Here is a 19737-nt window from a genome sequence, read left to right as displayed (position 1 = left end):
TTTGCGAGCAGCGATCGAAAGCTTCCGCTCTCCCCGAAGGGACGCACGGTTTGAGGGAAGAATCATCTATGCGAACTTTGCGCGAGCCACTCTTCATCCGTTTCGCTTTGGTGACGATCTTCGGCGGATTGTTCTGGGCGACCGCATGGGCCAGTCAGGGCGCGCAATCGACTCAGCAACGTCTGGTCGAGGCCGTCGATATCCAAGGCAATCGCCGCATCAGCGAGGACTCCATCCTTTATTATGTGCAGACTCGTCCGGGCGATCCTTATAACGAGCAACAGGTGCAGCGCGATTTTCAAGCCATCATGGCGCTCGGCTGGTTCGACAAGACCAAATCGCGCGTCCTCATCCAAGATGGGCCGCGCGGAGGGGTCGAGGTCATCTTCGAGGTCAAGGAGCTGCCGATCATCCGCGATCTGCAGTTCGAGGGACTCAAAGCGGTCGCCGAGTCCGATATCCTTAAAGCGTTTCGCGAATCGCGCGTCGGGGTTTCGAAAGAGTCCATCTTCGATCCGGTCAAAGTGCGTAACGCGACGCGCATCATCAAAGAGTTGTTGGCCTCGCGCGGCTATCCGAACGCGACCGTAGACGTGCGCACCGAGGAGGTCTCCGCGACATCGGTCGCCGTCACCTTCGTCGTCAATCAAGGTGAGCGCGTGCGTGTCGTCGAGATAGATTTCGTCGGCAACCATGTCTTCAAGGACGGCGAACTGCGCTCGCAGATGAAGTATGTCAAGGAAGCCGGTTTGATCTCCCGTTTCCGCGGGCAAGACGTGCTCGACACGCGCAAGTTGGATGAGGATCGGCGGCGGATCGAGCTTTACATGCGCTCGAAAGGTTATCTGCAGGCGCGCACTGGTGAGCCGCGCGTCGAGGGCATCGGGCGCCGGACGACTGGCTTCTTCATCCCGTTGCCGTTGCTTTCATCGACTGACGATGCCTTGCGCGTGACGATCCCGGTAGTTGAAGGGAAGCTCTATCGGATAGGCGATATCAAGGTCGAGGGTAACTCGATCCTCTCCGAGCAGTACATCCAGAACGTCATCGGTTTGAAGAAGGGGGATATCGCCAACGGCGAGCGCATCGGGAAAGCGATCTTCGAGGATCTCAAGCGCGTCTATGGCACGCAAGGGTTCCTGCAGTACGAGGCTGAGCTTGAGCCTTCCTTCCGCGATAACCCGCAGAATCCGAACGAAGGGATCGCCGATTTCACGATCAAGATCACCGAAGGCCGGCAATTCACGTTGCGCCGGTTGGAGTTTCTGGGGAACACCTTCACGCGCGATTACGTCTTGCGACGCGAGTTCTTGTTGAATGAAGGGGACGTTTACAACCAATCGCTCTTCGAATATTCGATCGTGCGCCTCAATCAGCTCGGGTTCTTCGACCCGATCGATAAGGACAAGGACGCCGATTTTCGGACCAACGATGAGGAAGGCTACGTTGACGTCAACGTCAAGGTGACCGAACGCGGGCGCCAGCAGATCTCCTTCAACGGCGGAGTGTCGGGCATTGGCGGCTCCTTCTTCGGCTTGGAATATTCGACCAACAACCTTTTCGGGCGCGGCGAATCGCTCTCATTTCAGCTCGCTGCCGGCGATCGTCAGCGGTCTTTCCTCTTCTCTTTCACCGAACCTTATGTGCGCAACCGTCCGATCACAGCCGGCTTCTCCTTGTACACCCAGTCGCTCAAATTCTTCGGCGAGGGGACGATCTTCTCGCAGAATCCCGAGGCGATCGGCGGTTTATTAGGAACCGCTTTCGGGCAGCTGGTTAACGTCGGCGAGGAAAATCTCTTCACGCAGGATACGACCGGCGGAAGCCTCTTCGTCAGCGCGCCGCTATCGGAGTTCTACCGCAAGCGGCGGTTTACGACCTTCTCGCGGATCGGGTTGTCGTATTCGATCTCGCGAACGAGCATCAAGGAGCCGCCGATCAATCAGCAGGACCCGCGGCGCGCGATCCCCGTGCTCTATTCGCAACCGGATATCATCACGAGCCGCTTGACGCCGACTTTCGTCTATGACACGCGCGATTTCTCGAACAGCAACGGGATCGATCCGACGCGAGGCAAGCAGATCTCCTTCTCGTTCGCTGTAGCCGGATTCGGCGGCGATGTGCGCACCTATCAGCCGATCATCTCCTATTCCCAGTTCATCCCCGTGCGTCGGAAAGGGCGTGGGCAAAAGCCCGAGGTCTTCGCTTTCCGCCTTCTGGCCGGGCACGTCGGAAGCTTTTCAGTAACGCCGACGGTGCGCAACGCCAATTCGCTCGCCTTCGTCAACGGCGTGCCGATTTATGATCGCTTCTTCCTCGGAGACGAGTTTACGATCCGCGGCTACGACGTGCGCTCGATCAGCCCGCTCGCGCCGCTCGACACCTACGTGACGACGCGCAACGTCGTCGTCGCGGCCAATGCGACGGGCGATCCGCAGCCGATCCCAGAGCTTCAACAGTTTGCGAATCTGGGCACTTTCACCGGTCCGAACAGCAACTCGCCACTGGTCGCGCGCACGTATCAGTATATCGGAGCCGATACGCAGGTTCTGGGCAATTTCGAATATCGCATCCCGCTCTTCGGCCCTCTGAGTTTGGCGGCGTTTGCCGATATCGGGTCGGCTTTCAACCTGCGCAAAGGGGGAGATCAATTCATCACGAGCAATTTCTTGGCCGATACGCCTTTCTTGCCCGGCTCGCTCGGCATCTCCTTGACGTCGCTCGTCGCGGCGCGTAACCCCGATCTAGCGACCTTCACGACTTCAGACGGATCGTTCGCTTTGGTTTCGGATGGCACGCATTTGCTCACCAAGCAGGAGTATCAAGATGCCGTCAACGCCGGGCAGATAGACCAAACGACCGGATTGCCCGTCGGGTTGCGCGCGGTCTTCTTCCGCGGCGAAGCGCAGACCAACACGATCGTGCGGATGTCGCAGAGCGCCTTCTCCAAGTTCGGAGACTTTCGGTCCAGCATCGGGCTCGAGTTGCGCGTGCAGGTTCCCGTGATCAACGTCCCGTTCCGCCTGATCTATGCGTTCAATCCAAACGCGCAGCGCGAATTGAACGGCGTGCCTTTGCCTTATCCGAAACGAGCTTTTCGCTTCAGCATCGGGCGGACGTTCTGAAGTTCGACCCTTTCGGCATGAATTCGACCGGACGGCGGATCATCCGTCGCCCTTAAATTTTGTTGGAGAGTTCAGATAGAGATCAGTTACGAGGAGAAACATGAAGGCACTACGTTTGATCCCAGTTGTCGCCATCGTCGTGGCGGTAACCAGCGGTGCAGTCAAAGCGCAACAGCAACAACCGGCGAGTCGTCAGGCCGCGCCAACGACCACCGTTGCCGGCGGAAACGAAGGGCGCATCGTGATCATCTACACGGACGTGTTCGATGATGAGAAACAGGGCATCGCGCGGCTGGTCAACGCCGTCAAAGGCGTGGATCGTGAATTCGAGCCGCGGCGCGCGGAGTTGCAGTCGCTGCAGCAGCGTTACCAGCAGTTGGTCGATGAGCTCAACAAAACGGCGGCTGTTCAAGATCCACGTGCCCAGCAGCAGAAGCGTGAGCAGGCTGAGCAGCTTCAGCGCGAGCTCGAGCGCAAGCGCGAAGATGCGCAGATCGCTTACAACAAGCGTTTGCAAGAGGTCGTCGCGCCGATCTACGATGACATCGCGAAATTCCTCGAAGCTTACGCCAAACAGCGCGGCATCGCGATGATCATCGACGCGAGCAAAGTGCCGGGCGTCATCTTCGTCACGAATAACGCGATGGATATCACGAGCGATTTCATCGCCGAATACAACCGGCGCAATCCGGCGACGGCTTCCGCGACCACACCATCACGTTGAGGTCGAGCGGGGAGAAGATCTCCCCGCTTCTTTGATTCAAGCATGGATACGATCCTTGACGCGCGCGCCATACAGGAACTGTTGCCGCACCGCTATCCGTTTCTCTTGGTCGATCGCATCATCGAGCTCGTGCCGCGCGAGCGCATCGTCGGCATCAAGCAGGTGACGATCGGAGAGCCTTTCTTTCAGGGCCACTTTCCGGGCGCGCCCGTGATGCCCGGCGTGCTCGTCATCGAAGCGCTAGCGCAGGTCGGCGCGATCCTCGCGCTGCGCGAGATAGAGGATCGCGAGCGTAAGCTCGTGCTCTTCAGCGGCATCGACAGCGCGCGTTTCCGTCATCCCGTCTTCCCGGGCGATACGCTCATCTTGGAGGTCACGGCGCTGCGAGTCGGCTCGCGCATTCAACGCATGCGCGGCGAGGCGAAGGTGAACGGGCGTTTGGTCGCCGAAGCGGAGATCATGAGCGTCATCGCCGATCGCGAATCGGCTCTGAGCGCATGAGCATCCCTCCCCACCACTCGCAAGGTCGTTCGCGTCGCGCGCGCGCCTCTTCGCTCATCCATCCGACGGCAGTCGTCAGTTCGCGCGCCGAAATAGGCCGCAACTGTTTCATCGGGCCGTATGTCATCATCGGCGATGAGGTCAAGCTGGGCGACGGCGTGCGCATCGAATCGCATGTCGTCATCGACGGGCGGACGACGATCGGCGATGAGACGCACATCTATCCCTTCGCTTCGATCGGCCTCGCATCGCAAGATCTGAAGTATCGCGGCGAACCATCGGAGACGCGCATCGGACGGCGCGTGCGCATCCGCGAATTCGTCACCATCCATCGTGGGACGGAGGGCGGCGGGATGGTGACCGAGGTCGGCGATGATTGCTTGCTCATGGCCCAGGCTCATGTGGCGCATGATTGTCGTTTGGGGCGCGGCGTCATCATGGCCAACGGAGCGACGCTCGCCGGGCATGTGACGGTGGAGGATGGGGCGAACATCGGCGCCTATTCGGGCGTCCATCAGTTCTGTCGCGTCGGGCGCGAGGCTTACATCGGCGGCTATTCGGTCGTCGTCAAAGATGCGTTGCCCTTCGCGTTGACCGTCGGCAACCGCGCGCGTTGTTATGGGTTGAATTTGACGGGGATGAAACGGCGCGGTTATCCGGCAGAGACGATTCGCGCGCTCGGACACGCCTTCCACCTTCTGCTCTCGGCGCGATTGAACACCACGCAGGCGCTCGAGGCGATGCGTCGCGACGCCGGTTCATGCGCCGAGGTTCACGAGTTGATCCGTTTCATCGAAACATCCGAACGGGGAATTACAAAGTGAAAGTTCCGCCTCATCTGATGGAATTTAAAAGGGCGCTTTCACGCTTGCACTCAAGATGCGCTACGGATTGATTGCCGGGAACGGTCAATTCCCTTTCCTCGTCATCGAAGGCGCGCGTCGCGCCGGAGTGGAGTTGGCCGTCGCCGCCATACGCGAGGAGACTGACCCGATGATCGAGCGCGTGGCGGACCGCTTGATCTGGGTCGGAGTCGGACAGCTCGGCAAGCTGATCCGCTTCTTCAAAGCGGAAGGCGTCGCGCGCGCGATCATGGCCGGTCAAGTCAAACACGTGCAGATCTTCAGCGATGCGGTCCCGGATCTGCGCATGCTCAAACTCATCCTTCGCTTGCCGCGGCGCAATACCGATGCTTTGATCGGCGCCGTCGCCGAAGAGTTGGCGCGCGAAGGCATCGAGCTAATAGATTCGACCTACTTCATTCGCGATCAACTCGCGGCGGATGGCGTGATGACAAAGCGCGCGCCGGACGAACGGGAGCGCGGCGACATCGAATATGGATTAGAGGTCGCGCGCGAGATCGCACGCCTCGATTTGGGGCAAACGATCGTCGTGCGCGCACGCGCCTGCGTGGCGATCGAAGCGATGGAAGGGACCGATGAGACGATCCGTCGGGCCGGGAAGCTGGCGCGCGGGCGCTTGACGGTCGTCAAGATCGCCAAGCCGAATCAAGACATGCGCTTCGACGTCCCCGTCGTCGGCGCTCGCACGATCGAGGCGATGGTCGAAGCGGGCGCGACATGCCTCTGCTTGACGGCGGGAAAAACCCTCATGTTCGATCGCGAAGAGATGATCTCGCGCGCCGATGAGCATCGCATCTCGATCATCGGCGTGCAGCCAACTTAAAGCGCATGGCTCAGCCGTGCGGCCCTTGCTGCGGTTGAGCGGTACGCGGATCGTAGGGCGTGGCTAGATACTGCCGGGCCACCGCCTGCGCGTTGTCGTAATTGTCTCCGGTTTGAATAGCCCTATTGTACTCGTTCACGGCGCGGTCGCGATCGCCTTTGGCATCATAAGCGTTGCCGAGTTTGATGTGCGCCCAGACGGCGATCCACGATGGTTTCAAATTGCCATCGAGGGCCGCGCGGAAGTTCTCGATCGCGCGATCATAATTGCGTTGCTCGAGGAAGATCAAACCCAGGTGATAGTAGATCCATGAATTTGACCGGTCCAGTTTGAGCGCTTCTTCGAGTTGGTTCTGCGCTTCGGCATACTGCCCTTCACGATAGAGTTCGATGCCACGGCGGGCGGCCACCGCGACGCGCAGCTCATCCGACATGCGGAGGATCTTGTTGTTCGGATCGATGATGACTTCGATCGGCTGGCCGCTCGTCTCGAAGTCGAAGTCTTCGCTCTTATCTTCGATGAAGAGCGTTTTCGTCTCGGTGCCGCCTTCGTAGCGCAGCATCACGTCGACCGGCAATCGTATTTGATCGATATTCTCGCGCACCGTCCCGCGCGTGCGGAATTTACCCGCGCGCGTGCGAATGATCTGGTAGTCGGCGGAGAATTCGGGCACACCGGTGCTCTCGACCCAACGGGCGAAGAAGTAGCGCATATCGGTTCCGGCGATCTCATCGGTCAACTTCTCGAAATCATCTATCCCCGCGTTACGCCCGCGGTAGCGTTCGAGGAAGGTGCGAAGAAGTCGGTCGAAACGTTCTTTGCCGAGGGTCTCGCGCAACATGCGGAAGACCATCGCCCCTTTGTAGAACATGATCGATTGATAGGCCGCCGATTGGTCATCGAGGGTTGAGGGCGCGCGAAGGATCGAGGCCGATTGTTCGAATAAGAGCGCTCGCTCCAAGAGGTCCCGTTGCGCCGCTTCGAGCGCCGCTCCGGTCAGCGTCGCTTCGCGCAGAGCGAAGGCGCTCCATTCGGCCAATCCTTGCGAGATCCACGCATCATCGAAGGATCTCAGTCCGACCGTGTGGCCCCACCACTGATAGGCAACTTCGCGTTGCAAACGTTCGATGGCCACTTGGCGCGGCGAATTGAAGATCTTGGAGGAGAGAAAGAGGATGCCGGGCCCGCTATAGGCCTCGAGCGTCTCATCGTCGGTCTGCGCGATCACGTAGCGCGTGCCGAAAGCCGGCGCTCCATATTGTTGCGTGTAGAATTGCAAGGCTCGCCCGATCTCCTCGGCGAAAGGCGCGATCTGCGATTCGCTCTGCGGTTGAACGTAGAACTGCAATTCGTAATTCCCGAAACGGAGATCGCGCGTCAGATATGGTCCAGCGGCGATGTTGCCGATGAGCGCGGGTTGTCGATGGACGAAGTGATAGCGGAGAGTATTGCCGACGGTTTGGCGCGTTGGCATCTCGTCGCTCGATCCGGTGACTTCGAGCCCCGCAGGAACGTTGATGGTGATGTCGGCGGTCGCGCGGTCGGCGGCGTAATCGTGGAATGGAAACCACCGCGCGGCGTACATCAGATACGACACTTCGGGGCCGACGTAAGCCAACCGCTTCGTCGGTATCGGTCCACCTTCGGGAGTGATGAGCGCGCCGCCCCATACGAAACGAAGGGTTACGGGTTGCCCCGCCGGGACAACCGTTCCGAGATCGACTCGGACGTTCGGCCCAATCGCTTCGCCGCCGATCGGATCCTGTACGAAGTTGAGCGTTTGCGCAGAGGGAGTCGCTTCGGGTTGCGGGCTCGGGCGCGCTCTCGCCGCGCGGCGCTCTGGCGGTTGGGCCTGAGAAGAAACGGCGGCGGTCTGTGTGACCAGTTCGACGCGCTCGACCTTGAGCGACCCGTTCAGTTCGAACGTCACGATCCGCATCGCATCCTGCGGGATGAAGGTCACCTCAGCGCGCGCGCGAAGATAGTGGTTGGCGGGATCGAGATCGGCTTCGATCCGATAATTGGTCACATCAAAGCGCGGGGCGGACTGCTGTTGCGCCTCGAATGTAAGGCTCAGGGCCAGACTAAGGAGCGAGATGGCGGCGATTCGACGGAACGCTATGCTGTTCATCGGTAGCTTGATGCCGTCACTGTGATGAAGTATCGCACGGCGCAGTTGGCTGCGCCTTTTTAGCTTGACATGAAAAGCCTGTACCGCCAAGCTGCAAGAGGATATTTTAAACCGCTTCGGCATTGAGGATAGAGCATCGACGAATCACTCGTTTTTCGGGTCGAAGAGATGAACAGTTCTGAACCGGTCATTCGAATCACGCTGTTGCCGCGCGATACAAATTCGCAGGGGACGATTTTCGGTGGAGTCATATTAAGCTACATCGACATCGCTGGGGCGATCGAAGCGCATCGCCGCACGCGCATGGAAAGGTTCGTTACCGTCGCCATGCGCGAAGTGATCTTCCATCACCCGGTCTTCGTCGGCGATCTGGTCAGCTTCTATACGGAGACGGTGCGCATCGGCACGACCTCGATCACCGTGCGCGTCACCGTCGAAGCCGAACGTTTGACGAAGATCGGCGAGCGCGTGCGCGTAACAGAAGCTGAAGTGGTCTATGTCGCTGTCGATGAAAAAGGGCGCAAAACCCCGATCAAACTGCCGGACGAGAAGGCGCGCGTCGAGAGCGCCGATCACACAAGCGCGCCGGAGAGAAACGTCTCCGAGGTTTAACTGAGGGCACGGGCGTTCTCCCGTTGGGCGGCAAATTCACGGGACTGGAAAATCTATGCTGGCACCAGCGCACGGGCGTTCTCCCGTTGGGCGGCAAGTTCTATAGACGGCGGTCGCGTCGCTAATCGTCGCTCTGCTGAACGGGGCTGGTCGCTGCGCCCGAAGAAAGCGGTCGAGTGAAAAGCCAGTGGGCTATCTCCTGTGAGGGAGGGGCGGGCCGTGTTCTCGGAGCTCGGTGGTAAGCTGCGATCGGTGGGATTTGACAGAGCGGCACGCGATTTTTATACTCAAAGATCCGTTTGGCTAGGTAGCTCAGTTGGTAGAGCAGCGGACTGAAAATCCGCGTGTCGGCGGTTCGATTCCGTCCCTAGCCACCAAGATTTCAATCCCACTCGCTAAATCCTCTCCACAGAAGCTGTGGAGAGGATTTTCGACTTTAGAGGTAGAGTTTGAGGCATCCGCTTCAGGTTACGAGGCGATGGTGCGGAAAGCGGTTTAAATAGGGAAATGCGCGGAGGTTTTCCCCTTAAACCCGTTGGAGATCACGGCTGCATCGTTTTAGCGCGCACGTTTATGCCTTCGTGGGCGACGAGCAGAAGGCGGCGCGTGCTGTTGTAAGAGACCCCCGTTGGCGAATAGGCCAAAACGTAGCGATTGCGGCGCAGTTCATCGCAGATTGTCGCGGCCGTCTCTTTGAATTCGCCAAAGGGGAAGGCGCGTCCGCCCGTCCCTTCGGTAAGGAGCCGGATCGCTTCGGCGGGTTTAGGCTGGTCGCGGCGGTAAGCGCCGCCCGTGCGATCCGGAAGCTGCAGAGCATAGACCGTTATGTCTTCCCTCTGTAGCTCGGCGAGTATTTGGTTGAAGCGACTTTTGCTCCCGCGATCGAGTCCGTCGCTGATGAGGACTATGGCGCGTTTGCGTATGCCAGTAAGCGGAAGCAGCGCTTGATCGACGACGGCGGCGATGGCGTCGAAAAGATGCGGTTCGCCGCGTTTGCGCAGGAGCTTGATCCCTTCTTCGATCTTCGCTGGCGCATCTGTCCAGTCGGCGAGGATCTCGGGACGCTCATCATAACCGACGACCATTATCTGATCGCCTTCGTAGATCTCATAGATGAATTCGCGCACGGCTTGGCCCAGCTTTTCGATATCCGTGCGCAGCGTCGCCGAATTATCCAGCAGCAGGACAATGCGGGCCGGAGTCGGATCGGGCGAGAAGCTCTTGATCGTCTGTTCTATGCCGTCATCGAAGAGCGAAATTTCGTCAGCGGAGATCGGCGCCGATGAAGCATCCGTGCGCGTGGCCGTCACATTGAGCGCGATGGTCCGTTCGTTTGAAGATGCGGAAGTTCGTCTTCCCGCTTGCGTCAACGCTTCACCGCAAGGGGCGGCGAAGAGTAGGAGGGCGATGAGAACCGCTTTTTGCGCCCGCGCTCTGTTCATGGGAAAGCTCCCGTGTGTGGGAGCGCTCGTCTTCAATCGGCGTTGGCGGAGGCGGCGGTTGCCGCGCTCTGCGCCTTCTCGCCGCTCGATCCCTCTTTTTTGCCGCTCTCGGCGCTGCCTTTGCGCGCGTAATCGGTCACGTACCATCCGGACCCTTTGAACTGGAAGCCGGAGAGCGACCATTGTTTTTCCAAGTTCCCGCCGCATTCGGGGCAGGTGGTCAGCGGATCGTCGTTGATCTTCTGTAGGACTTCGAGCCGCGTGTCACAGGCTTTGCAAAGATATTCGTAAATCGGCATCGGATCAGTGCCTCCCTCGATTATGATTATCGGTTCCGCCGGGCTGCTGGCCCAAGTGCGGAAAGATCCGAAAGAAATTATACGAAGCGGGTTGAAGGCGCGCAACGAGGCGTTTATCATAACAGGTTCGATTTAAGGCTTCGGGGTGGGGATAAAACGCGCTTGGCAACTGCTGGCGCGTTAGTTATGATTTGCCCTCGCCAGCGACGGCCATGGCGTTGCGAGAGAGGCCCGACATCTCCGGCGCATGGCGCAAGACGACGAGTCGTGATCACTATGTCCAGCACCGTACACACGCTCTCGCTTGAACGGAAAATCAGGATGCACGAAGCGCGCGAGGCGATCATCGAACGTCTCGCGCCGGATCTGCATTCCGAGATAGATCTCGACAAATTCCTTCACGCTATCGTTTGCGAGCTCGGGCGGATGATGGATGTCGATCGGTGCGATGTGATCCACCGGGTGCCGACGGGCCAGTGGCGCATCAGTCACGAGTGGCGTGTGTCGGACGATATCCCCTCGAGTTTGGGGATCACGATCCCGGTTGACATCGAGCAGCTATCGAAGAGGTTGGATCTGACGCAACCGATCCGCCTCGACGACGCATCCTCGCCTGAACTTGATCCGCGAGCGCGCGAACTCGCCGCCAGCCTCGGCACGCGCTCACTGCTGATCGTGCCCGTCGTGCTCGGCGGGCAGGTGCTCGGCTTCGTCGGGTTACACACGACGCGCGCGCCGCGCATCTGGCTCGATGAAGAGGTCGCTTTCTTGCAGTCGATCGCGCGGCAGATCGCGGTCGGTTATCAGTACGCGCGACTCTATACGGACAAACAACGCGAAGCCGACCGCACGCGCGCGCTTTTGGAGATCGCCAACGCTTTGAACGCGCGCTCGGATTTCAGCGAGGTGACGTCGCTCGTCATCGAGCGCGCGATCGCGCTGGTTAGTGCTGATTACGGCGCGCTCGGCGTCGTCGATCATTCCAATCGTTCGATCAGCCTGGCCGCTTTCCATGCCGCGCCTCACGCTACGGTTAGAGGCGTCGAGGAGTTGATCGCGACGCACGGGCGTTCGATCGATCTCGCCGAATTCCCTGCGCTCATGGAGCTTTTAGCGGAAGGGCGAACGCTCAAGCTGCTCGACAAGGATCTGCCGCTTCCGATACGTCTAGTCTTCAACGCCCAACTTCATGGACGCGCTGCGCTCGTCGCCCCGGTGCGCATCAAGGAACAGGTCTTCGGATTGCTCGGCCTCGTGTGGAGCGAGGCGCGCGATGGCTTCGCCGAACATGAGGTCACGCTCGTCGAAGGGATCGCCGATCAGATCGGCACGGCGCTCGAACGCGATCAGCTTTCCGCCGAAGTGATGCGGTTGCGCAGCGTGATCCACGAGCGGCGGGCTGAAAGCCGCATCATCGGGCAAGCGCCGGCCATCCGCCGGGCCATCGAACTCGCTTTGAACGTCGCCGATACGCAGACCTCCGTGCTCATCCAGGGCGAGTCGGGCACGGGCAAGGAGCTGTTGGCCGATCTGATTCACTACAGCTCGCAGCGCAAAGACAAACCTTACATCAAACTGAACTGCGGGGCGATCCCGGAAACGTTGCTCGAATCGGAACTCTTCGGCCACGAGAAAGGCGCCTTTACCGATGCGCGCGCGCGTCGGCGCGGACGTTTCGAAGAGGCCGATGGCGGCACGCTCTTTCTCGACGAGATCGGCGAGATGAGTCTCTCGGCGCAGGTGCGTCTGCTTCGCGTCCTCCAGGATGGGGAGTTCACGCGCGTCGGCGGCAATCAAGTGTTGAAGACGGACGTTCGCGTCATCGCCGCCTCGAACGTCGATCTGGCGCGCGCCGTCGAGGAAGGGCGATTCCGCCGCGATCTCTACTATCGCTTGTCGGTCTTCCCGATCTACTTGCCGCCGCTGCGCGAACGGGCGGGGGATATTCATCCGCTCGTCATCCATTTCATCGAACATTACAAGCAGAAGACGGGCCGCTTCATCTCCGGGATCTCGCGCGAAGCGTTGCAAGCTTTGATCAATTACGATTGGCCCGGCAACGTGCGCGAACTGGAGAACGCCATCGAGCGCGCGGTCATCATCGCCGCTGGACGGCAGATCGAACTCGAGGACCTTCCCGAAGCGATCTGTCGCCATTGGCTTGAGCATCGGCGTCAAGCCCGCCGCGCGCGCTCTCTCGCCGATGGCCCAGCAGTGAAGTTGGAATTGGAAGTCCCCATGTCGATGGACGAGATCGAACGGCGCGCTATCGAAGCGACGCTCAATTATACGCAAGGCGATAAGACGCGCGCCGCACGCCTGCTCGGCATCGGGCGGAAGACGCTCTACCGCAAACTGCAACGCTATGAACTCGCGCTCGCCGATTCGCGAGGCAGGTAAGATAGCCGTGGCCATGTTGCTCAGCATGGCGAACGGTTCAGCTCAGCGAGCGAGCTTTTATGCTAAACTCGCCCCACCTGTAAAACGATGATGGGTGAATCGTACAAGGGGCTCGACTCGGAGATCGAATCGGCATTGCTCGACGCCGATCTATTCGTCAAGTATGGCGCGATGCAGCGGGCGATCAATCGTCTTCAGCAAGCGATCGCTCGCTATCCTCATTCAATCGAGTTGCGCGAGCGATTGCGCGAAGTGGCGATCATGTTGAAGTTGCCGGGCGAAGCGGCGCGGCAGTGTTTGATGCTGGCCCGTCTTTATATCGAGCGGGAGAATTTCGATGCGGCTCACGAACGTTTGCTCGAAGCAAAACAACACGAGCCGCGCATCTCGATCGCCGCCGGATTGGAGGCCATTCGGCGCGCGCGCCGACCCGAGCAATCGAGACCGATCACCGCTTCATCAGTTGCGGTGCCCGCGGCGGTGTTTGCCGGAGATCTGTCGCTCATCAGCATCTTCGATGTCGTGCAGGTGCTCGAGAACGCGCGCTTGACCGGCGTGCTCAAAATCGTCGGCGGCGAGCGCGAAGGGAGGATCCTCTTCAATGATGGGCAGATCGTCGGCGCTGAGCACGCTGCTAAGCAGGGGGAAGAAGCTTTCCGCGCGTTGATCGAGGCGACGAGTGGCGCCTTCAGCTTCGAGCAATCCGCCGATCCTTTCCCCGTGACGATCAGCGCGGCGAGCAACACCAATCTCATCCTCGACGCTTTGCGCCAGTTGGACGAGGAGCGAAAGGATGCGGAGTTCCGGCGAGAGATGGGCGGAGACGCCTTCCCTTGAGAGCCTCCGATCGGTCCCTTCGCGATCGAAGCGCGGCGGGGCCGGTTTGATCAAATTCTAATCGAGTTTCTGCTCGACGCAGCGCTGAAGCTGCCGAAATATTCGCACCGCGATCCGATCAAATTTTAATCGGGCTTTCTGCGCTGGGTGTGGTCCAGGAAGCCGACGAGATGTCCATCGGCATCGATGACGGCGAGCGCGCCGATGCCGTTCCGCCGCATGATCTCTGCGGCGCGCCACAACGGGGCAGAGGCTTCGATGAAGAGCTTCTCTTCAACTGGGCGCATCGCTTCGCGGACGCGCGTCCGTGGCCAGCTTTCGCGCGGCAAGCCCTTGAGATCTTCGAGGACGAGCATCCCGTAAAGGGAACCGCCGCGCGCGACGGGAAAGATCGTCTGCCGATGAAACGGCAGGACCTGATCGACGAACTGGCTGATCGAAAGGTCGGGACCGATGGCCAAAGGCGGCCTCATGACGTCGGCCACAGTTTGCGCATTGAGTCGGCCTCGAAGCACCGCGCGCGCAGCGTCCCAGAGGAAGAGGCCGACCAATATCGCCCAGAGTCCCATGAAAGGGTCGCCGAAGCGGAGATAGAAATAGAGGCCGAAGATGACGAGGACCGCGGCGATGAGTTGTCCGGCAAGACAAGCCGTGCGTGTGGCTTCGTGCAAGTGACCGGTGCGCTGCCAGAGGAAGGCGCGCAGCAGGCGCCCGCCATCGAGCGGGTATCCGGGCAAAAGGTTGAAGACCGCGATCAGCAGATTCCACCATCCGATGATGAAGAAGACGGCGGCGGCGACATAAAAGCGGCCAATGGCCGCGACGCTCATCGCGCCGAAGGCGAGCAGCGCGAAGAGGAAATTCGACGCTGGACCAGCGATGGCGATGCGAAATTCTGCCGCAGGTTCATCGGGCTCATGGCGCAGGCGCGCCAGCCCGCCAAACGGATGGAGCATGATCTCCTCGATTTCGATCCCTTCGGCGCGCGCGACCAAGGCATGGGCCAGTTCGTGTCCGAAGATCGAAAGGAAGAGGATGAAGGTCGTAAAGATCCCGATCGCCCAAGCGGCCATTTCATCGACGCGCACCAGTCGCGTCGTCGTCGTCCCGCGCATGAAGTTCAGGGCGACGACGACGACGCTCAAAGCGAAGACGATGAGCCAGCGCCCGTCGATGCGCACGGGTATCCCGCGCACGCTCGCCACCTGAAGCTTTCTGCTGAGCAGATCGAAAGTTTTCACCACATCAGTTGAGAGCCGATCAAGCGTTAAGATTGCCAAGCTTTCGGCAATGATCGAAAGGTTTCACCCCATCGGTTGAAAGGCTAACTCGTCCAGCTACTGGAACGGGCTGCGCGCTTTCGACCGGTTTCACCCAACCAGTTGAAAGGCTAACTCTCCATCGGGCTCGGTTGAGCTCCGAGGAGCGGGAACGGTTCGTTGCGCGTCACGCGCCGCAGCAGGAGCGGTTCATCGAATAACTGGGCCAGTCCGCGCACGATCGCGTAACGCGGCTCGTCGGCGATGCGCGTGACAAGTTGCGTCTCCTTTTGCAGGTACTGCGCCATCCCTTCGAGCAGCGCGCCGCCGCCCGTTAAGATGATGCCGCGGTCGTAGATGTCGGCGGCGACCTCGGGTTGCAGTTCGGCGAGCGAGGTGCGCACTTCATCGGCGATCTTGCGCACGATGGCCTGCGTGACGATGTAGATCTCGCTTGCCGTCACATCGATCGCCCCGGGCCTGCCGGTCTGCACGTCGCGTCCGCGAACGTTGAGGCGTCGTTCCGGGTCCTTAGGTTCGATGGCCGAGCCGAGTTCGATCTTCAACCTCTCGGCGGTCGGTTCGCCGATGATCAATCCACGATAGCGGCGCAGTCGATCGATGATCGCCATATCGATATCGAAGCTGCCGATGCGCTCGGCGTGGGATTGAATGATGGTGCCGCGCGCGACCACCGCAACGTTGGTCGTGCTCGCGCCGATATCGACCACCGCCGCCGCGTGCGGATCATCGACGCGGATGCCGGCCCCGATGGCGGCGGCGAGCCCCTCTTCGACCATGTAGACGCGCCCGATGTGCGCGTGTTCGGCAGCGGCCAGCAGCGCCCGTTGTTCGACCTGCGTGACTCCCGACAGCACGCTCATGATGGCGCGCCGGCTGAACTGCGAAAATCCGCTGCGCGCTTTGCGCACGAAGTAATCGAGCATCTGCTGCGTCCGTTCGAAGTCGGCGACGACGCCATCGACCAGCGGTGCGATCAGAGCCACATCGCGCGCTTCGCGCCCCAACATCTCCTGGGCTTCGCGCCCGATGGCGACCACCTCGCCAGTGATTTTGTTGACGGCGACGACCGAGGGTTCGTCAACGACGATGCCGCGACCCCGCACGGCGATGATGGTCGAAGCCGATCCCATGTCGATGGCCATCGAGTCCGAGACGAGGTCGCGCAGACGGTTGAAGCGCATGAAAGAGCGCGTCTTTTGCATGAACGAGTACGAAGACATATCAACCCATCATCCGTTCGACTAGGCCCAATACGGCTCGGGCGCGATCTGGCGCAAGCTTGCAGGAAGCGAAACGTCTGGCAGCGCTTCTACGGGCCTTAACGTGCCTGTCTTTGCCAAGCGCATCGCCGGCAGGATCGCCCCGCGCGCCCGTCAAGTTTAACTCGAACGACGCGACATCACCAAAGATCAAAATCGGGGTCGGCGGCGCGCGGAGCGGGAGGGTCGAAGTTAACGCTCTTGTAACGTCTCGTTAACACGGATCGGTTGGAATCGCTCGGCGCGATCGCGTTATACTCGCGGCGCTTCCGAGAAAGCCCTTTGATGAGGAGTCGGTCGACCCGTGTCAATCGTCAACGAGTTGAGCAGTGAGATCGCCATCGCGATGCTCGTCAAAGGCGAGGGTTCGTTTCGATCGGCGAAGGATGTGGCCGACGTTCTATTGACGGTCTACTCGGCGTTGCGGTCGATCTCCATCGAGTCGCGGCGTCGAAGGTGCGCTAAGCTGATGATGCGTCAAGAGGGCGAGCGGTCCAGCGCGGCAACGCCCGGCAGTCATTGAAGATCAATGTAACGCCAACCACCTCTTCATCGTGACGCAGGGAGCCGGTTCTCGCGGCCCGGTGTCATCCGGGCCAGCGCGTCTTCATTCAGTTAAAAGGAGCTTTTGCGCATGTCGCGGCAATCCTTGAAGTTCGTCTTGCTCATCCTAGCGATGCCGCTTACGGCCATCTGCGCTTTCGCCCAAGAGAAGGGCGTTTCGGCGCCGGCGCGCGCGCCCGTCGAAGACAGGTCCGCAGAAGCATTTGACCTCGAGCGGCTCGATCGTCAACTGCGCGAGCAACGCGAAGAGATAGAACGGCTACGCGCCATGTTGATGGAACAAGCGCGCCTCATCGAGGAGTTGCGCCTTCGGTTGGAAGATCGTGTCGCGGGGCGCGATAAGATGGTGGAGCCGACGGGCGCCCGCCTCGAAGGGGATCGCCCTGCGACTGGCCGGATGGCCGATCACATCGGCGGCGAAGCGAAGGTCGAAGGGCGTTTAGCGCGCGTCGAAAGGAGAGCCGGAGAGGCTGGCGAGGCGGCCCAGAAACAGCTCGGTTCGATCAGCTTCAGCGGCGACCTGCGGTTGCGTTACGAGAGTTTCTACGGGCAAGTCAATGCGCTACCGAACGCTTCGAACCCGAGCATCGTCGGCAACGATTTGACTTCGCGCCAGCGTTTTCGCGTGCGCGCGCGCTTGGCGATACGCGGTTCCATCGGACGCGACCTCGCGTGGGGGTTGCGGCTTGCGACGGGAAGTTATGCTGACGACATTTCGACCAACCAGACGCTGACCGATTTCTTCAACCGCAAACCGTTCTCGCTCGATCAAGCGTTCGTCGCGTGGACGCCGAAGAGGGTTCCGGGATTGCGGTTGCAGGGAGGAAAGTTCGAGGCGCCGTGGTTGCATACGGAGATGACCTTCGACGACGACCTACAGTTTGAGGGGTTCAGCCAATCATACGCGCGCGATTTCAAGGTCGGAGCGCTGCGCAATCTGACCTTGGTCGCCTGGCAGCTGCCGTTTCTCGAGCGCAACGCCGCCTTCATCCTTGACCAGAACGGAAAACTGCTCGCCGACGAATCGAGGCGCGCGGGTCGAGATCTGGCGCTTTTCGGCGGACAAGCGCGCGCGCGCTTCGCTTTGGGCGACAAGGCCGCTCTGACCGTTTCAGCGGCGGAGATCTATTTTATGGGCACGCAGTTTATCACGCCCGCGCGATTCTTCGGCAGCGATGTTCAGTTGCCCGTTGCGGTAAAGATCCCGGCGAATGGCACGACGCCGGCTCAAACGGTGACGGCGCAGCTTACCATCCCGCGCGATTGGTTCGTCTCCGGCAATGCCAATCTGGGCCTCTCGATGGCGACGAACAATGCCGTCAACCGCGATGGAAGGCTCGCCTCGGGCTTCAATCTGATCGATCTCATCGGCAAGTTGGAACTCACGCATAGTCGCCGTTTCCCCGTCACGCTGATCTTCAACTCGGTCATCAATACGCAAGCGCATCCGGTCATCGTCGCCGGCCCGAACGGACAGGACGTGCGTTTGCCGAACGGCGAGAACGCGGGCTACTGGGCCGAGGTACAGATCGGGAAGACGCGCGAGCGCGGGGATCTCCAGTTAGGTTATACGCTGATGCGCATCGAAAAGGATGCGGTGCTGACGCCTTTTAACTTCTCCGATATCGAAAGGCAGTCGGATGTGCGTGCGCACCGCTTTAGCTTCGCTTATGCGGTCGATCAGCGCGTCGTTCTGAGTCTGACCGGAATCGTCACGCAACGGATGAATGGGTTGCTAGGCGCTTTCGGCAATACTCCTCCGGGGTCGCTCAATCACCCGACGACGCGCTTGCAGATGGATACGACTTTTCGTTTCTGAGATCAGTTCGTAAGCTCATCTTAAAGGGTCCGTCTCTTGCGGCGCGCCATCCAAAAGCTCCGTGGTCCGTTCGGTCACAGACGCATAAGGTTGACTGGCGGAGATGACGGCGGGAGGAGGCGCAAGCAACGGCACCTGTTCCCCACGGAGGCAGAGCAACTTCGAGCGCTGCGCCCCTTCCGTCAGTTTCAACGTGCGATAGTTGCTCCAAAAGCTCGAGACGAGAAAAAGCAGACCGATGCTGCTCATCCAGAAGCCGATCGTGAGGATCTTCAGGTTGCCGGTCGTAAAGAAGGCCAGGAGCATACACAGAAAGCCGAGCAGCATGACGAGGCTTACCGCCGACTGTCGGAGGGCGCTGCGCGCTCGGCCCATTGCGCGCACTAGATCCACCTCTGCGGGGGCAGTGAGCAATTTCAACGCCGCGCCGCAGCGGCGACAGAAACGCGAATCGTCAGTGGCGATCGTGTGACAAGAGGGGCAGAGGAGTTCGAAGCTCCCTTGGGCAGCGAGCGCGGCGATGGCTTCGGCCTCCTTCTCCAGCAGCTTTCTGTCGCTACGCATCAAATACGGATCGTTGATCTCATAATCGAAGGTTACGGAGAAGAGGTTCTGGCGCTGTCTTCGCAGCGTGATGGTCAACTTGGCGGCGTATTCGAACGGATCCCATGACAATCCCCACCGCCCCCAGCGGCGTGCGTTGCGCCGCGCAATTAGCGGCAGATCGCTCGTTACGGTGTAGCCAAACTGTTCCACCGCCCTGCTCAAACTCGAGCGCAGAGCCTCTTCATCTCCGACCATGTTGAGCGAGAAGCTGTGTTCGCTCTTCCCTTCCAAATTCATCATCGGTTCCCGCTCCTCAGCGTTCGTCGTTGTGGAGAGAGTCGAGAATATCTCTCTACGAGAGAGGCGCGCCGCTTGTTTCAAATCGCGGCGCCGATTGAGGTCAGTCGCGCACGCTCAGTTCGAGCTTGACGGGGCTTTTACGCCCATCCATCAGCGGGGCCAACTAGCCAAGCCGCCCGCCCTTAAATTAACCGAGATTTAAGCCTCTA

At 60.1% G+C, this 19737-nt stretch carries 16 protein-coding genes and 1 tRNA gene; 11 read left to right on the top strand and 6 right to left on the bottom strand.

Annotated features, from left to right (window positions below):
• The first annotated feature begins 68 nt into the window (after window positions 1-68).
• The 5 genes from bamA (at window position 69) to PYK22_RS11755 (ending at window position 6036) form a co-directional block, all read left to right on the top strand.
• Entirely contained in the window at window positions 69-3125 is a 3057-nt protein-coding gene (gene bamA, locus PYK22_RS11775) for an outer membrane protein assembly factor BamA (RefSeq protein ID WP_041977548.1), read from the top strand.
• Window positions 3126-3225: 100 nt separating this feature from the next.
• Window positions 3226-3849 (top strand): OmpH family outer membrane protein, encoded by a 624-nt coding sequence (locus PYK22_RS11770; protein ID WP_041977546.1) that lies wholly within the window; start codon window positions 3226-3228, stop codon window positions 3847-3849.
• A 42-nt stretch (window positions 3850-3891) separates the two neighbouring features.
• Entirely contained in the window at window positions 3892-4350 is a 459-nt protein-coding gene (gene fabZ / locus PYK22_RS11765; protein WP_041977544.1) for a 3-hydroxyacyl-ACP dehydratase FabZ, read from the top strand.
• Entirely contained in the window at window positions 4347-5174 is an 828-nt protein-coding gene (lpxA, locus tag PYK22_RS11760; protein WP_041977542.1) for an acyl-ACP--UDP-N-acetylglucosamine O-acyltransferase, read from the top strand. The genes fabZ and lpxA overlap by 4 nt, the downstream gene beginning before the upstream one ends.
• A 55-nt stretch (window positions 5175-5229) precedes the next feature.
• Window positions 5230-6036 carry an LpxI family protein gene (locus PYK22_RS11755; RefSeq protein ID WP_041977539.1) on the top strand — a complete coding sequence of 269 codons (807 nt, stop codon included), beginning with the start codon at window positions 5230-5232 and terminating at the stop codon, window positions 6034-6036.
• 10 nt (window positions 6037-6046) lie between these two features.
• Here the strand turns inward: PYK22_RS11755 and PYK22_RS11750 are convergent, their stop codons facing one another.
• Window positions 6047-8167, bottom strand: a complete 2121-nt coding sequence (locus PYK22_RS11750) for a M1 family aminopeptidase (protein ID WP_041977538.1) — start codon at window positions 8165-8167, stop codon at window positions 6047-6049.
• Between the two features lie 168 nt (window positions 8168-8335).
• Here PYK22_RS11750 and PYK22_RS11745 point away from each other — a divergent pair, with 168 nt between their 5' ends.
• The gene (locus PYK22_RS11745; protein WP_041977535.1) at window positions 8336-8779 is read left to right on the top strand and encodes an acyl-CoA thioesterase; all 444 of its coding nucleotides are present in this window, start codon (window positions 8336-8338) and stop codon (window positions 8777-8779) included.
• 301 nt (window positions 8780-9080) lie between these two features.
• Window positions 9081-9156, top strand: a tRNA-Phe gene (locus PYK22_RS11740).
• A gap of 165 nt (window positions 9157-9321) precedes the next feature.
• On the opposite strand, the gene PYK22_RS11735 is transcribed toward PYK22_RS11740, so the two are convergent.
• Window positions 9322-10221 carry a VWA domain-containing protein gene (locus PYK22_RS11735; RefSeq protein WP_041977533.1) on the bottom strand — a complete coding sequence of 300 codons (900 nt, stop codon included), beginning with the start codon at window positions 10219-10221 and terminating at the stop codon, window positions 9322-9324.
• 32 nt (window positions 10222-10253) lie between these two features.
• Entirely contained in the window at window positions 10254-10520 is a 267-nt protein-coding gene (locus PYK22_RS11730; protein ID WP_041978817.1) for an FmdB family zinc ribbon protein, read from the bottom strand.
• 276 nt (window positions 10521-10796) lie between these two features.
• Between PYK22_RS11730 and PYK22_RS16815 the strand changes: the two genes are divergently transcribed.
• The gene (locus PYK22_RS16815; RefSeq protein ID WP_162199847.1) at window positions 10797-12920 is read left to right on the top strand and encodes a sigma-54-dependent Fis family transcriptional regulator; all 2124 of its coding nucleotides are present in this window, start codon (window positions 10797-10799) and stop codon (window positions 12918-12920) included.
• 87 nt (window positions 12921-13007) lie between these two features.
• Window positions 13008-13757, top strand: coding sequence for a DUF4388 domain-containing protein (locus tag PYK22_RS11720; protein WP_083437814.1), 750 nt, complete (start codon window positions 13008-13010; stop codon window positions 13755-13757).
• A 125-nt stretch (window positions 13758-13882) separates the two neighbouring features.
• Here PYK22_RS11720 and PYK22_RS11715 read toward each other — a convergent pair whose 3' ends face one another.
• Both PYK22_RS11715 and mreB read right to left on the bottom strand, forming a co-directional pair.
• A complete protein-coding gene (locus PYK22_RS11715; protein ID WP_060635609.1) occupies window positions 13883-15037 on the bottom strand; it encodes a site-2 protease family protein in 1155 nt (384 codons plus the stop codon).
• A 110-nt stretch (window positions 15038-15147) separates the two neighbouring features.
• Window positions 15148-16260: a rod shape-determining protein gene (gene mreB / locus PYK22_RS11710; protein WP_083437813.1), complete on the bottom strand. Its 1113-nt coding sequence runs from the start codon at window positions 16258-16260 to the stop codon at window positions 15148-15150.
• A 343-nt stretch (window positions 16261-16603) separates the two neighbouring features.
• On the opposite strand from mreB, the gene PYK22_RS11705 reads away from it, so the two are divergent.
• Both PYK22_RS11705 and PYK22_RS11700 read left to right on the top strand, forming a co-directional pair.
• Entirely contained in the window at window positions 16604-16822 is a 219-nt protein-coding gene (locus PYK22_RS11705) for a hypothetical protein (protein WP_041977528.1), read from the top strand.
• 111 nt (window positions 16823-16933) lie between these two features.
• Window positions 16934-18682 (top strand): putative porin, encoded by a 1749-nt coding sequence (locus tag PYK22_RS11700; RefSeq protein WP_041977526.1) that lies wholly within the window; start codon window positions 16934-16936, stop codon window positions 18680-18682.
• Between the two features lie 15 nt (window positions 18683-18697).
• Here the strand turns inward: PYK22_RS11700 and PYK22_RS11695 are convergent, their stop codons facing one another.
• Window positions 18698-19528: a zinc ribbon domain-containing protein gene (locus tag PYK22_RS11695; RefSeq protein WP_041977523.1), complete on the bottom strand. Its 831-nt coding sequence runs from the start codon at window positions 19526-19528 to the stop codon at window positions 18698-18700.
• Window positions 19529-19737: the final 209 nt, after the last annotated feature.

The sequence above is a fragment of the Pyrinomonas methylaliphatogenes genome, assembly GCF_000820845.2.
Classification (GTDB): domain Bacteria; phylum Acidobacteriota; class Blastocatellia; order Pyrinomonadales; family Pyrinomonadaceae; genus Pyrinomonas; species Pyrinomonas methylaliphatogenes.
The sequence above is the reverse complement of the archived record's forward strand: the minus strand, read 5'-3'. Positions and strand labels throughout refer to the sequence as shown.

Coding starts and splice junctions, on each gene's coding strand:
- bamA (WP_041977548.1), top strand. CDS start 69: ATGCGAACTTTGCGCGAGCCACTCTTCATCCGTTTCGCTTTGGTGACG.
- PYK22_RS11770 (WP_041977546.1), top strand. CDS start 3,226: ATGAAGGCACTACGTTTGATCCCAGTTGTCGCCATCGTCGTGGCGGTA.
- fabZ (WP_041977544.1), top strand. CDS start 3,892: ATGGATACGATCCTTGACGCGCGCGCCATACAGGAACTGTTGCCGCAC.
- lpxA (WP_041977542.1), top strand. CDS start 4,347: ATGAGCATCCCTCCCCACCACTCGCAAGGTCGTTCGCGTCGCGCGCGC.
- PYK22_RS11755 (WP_041977539.1), top strand. CDS start 5,230: ATGCGCTACGGATTGATTGCCGGGAACGGTCAATTCCCTTTCCTCGTC.
- PYK22_RS11750 (WP_041977538.1), bottom strand. CDS start 8,167: ATGAACAGCATAGCGTTCCGTCGAATCGCCGCCATCTCGCTCCTTAGT.
- PYK22_RS11745 (WP_041977535.1), top strand. CDS start 8,336: ATGAACAGTTCTGAACCGGTCATTCGAATCACGCTGTTGCCGCGCGAT.
- PYK22_RS11735 (WP_041977533.1), bottom strand. CDS start 10,221: ATGAACAGAGCGCGGGCGCAAAAAGCGGTTCTCATCGCCCTCCTACTC.
- PYK22_RS11730 (WP_041978817.1), bottom strand. CDS start 10,520: ATGCCGATTTACGAATATCTTTGCAAAGCCTGTGACACGCGGCTCGAA.
- PYK22_RS16815 (WP_162199847.1), top strand. CDS start 10,797: ATGTCCAGCACCGTACACACGCTCTCGCTTGAACGGAAAATCAGGATG.
- PYK22_RS11720 (WP_083437814.1), top strand. CDS start 13,008: ATGATGGGTGAATCGTACAAGGGGCTCGACTCGGAGATCGAATCGGCA.
- mreB (WP_083437813.1), bottom strand. CDS start 16,260: ATGTCTTCGTACTCGTTCATGCAAAAGACGCGCTCTTTCATGCGCTTC.
- PYK22_RS11700 (WP_041977526.1), top strand. CDS start 16,934: ATGTCGCGGCAATCCTTGAAGTTCGTCTTGCTCATCCTAGCGATGCCG.
- PYK22_RS11695 (WP_041977523.1), bottom strand. CDS start 19,528: ATGATGAATTTGGAAGGGAAGAGCGAACACAGCTTCTCGCTCAACATG.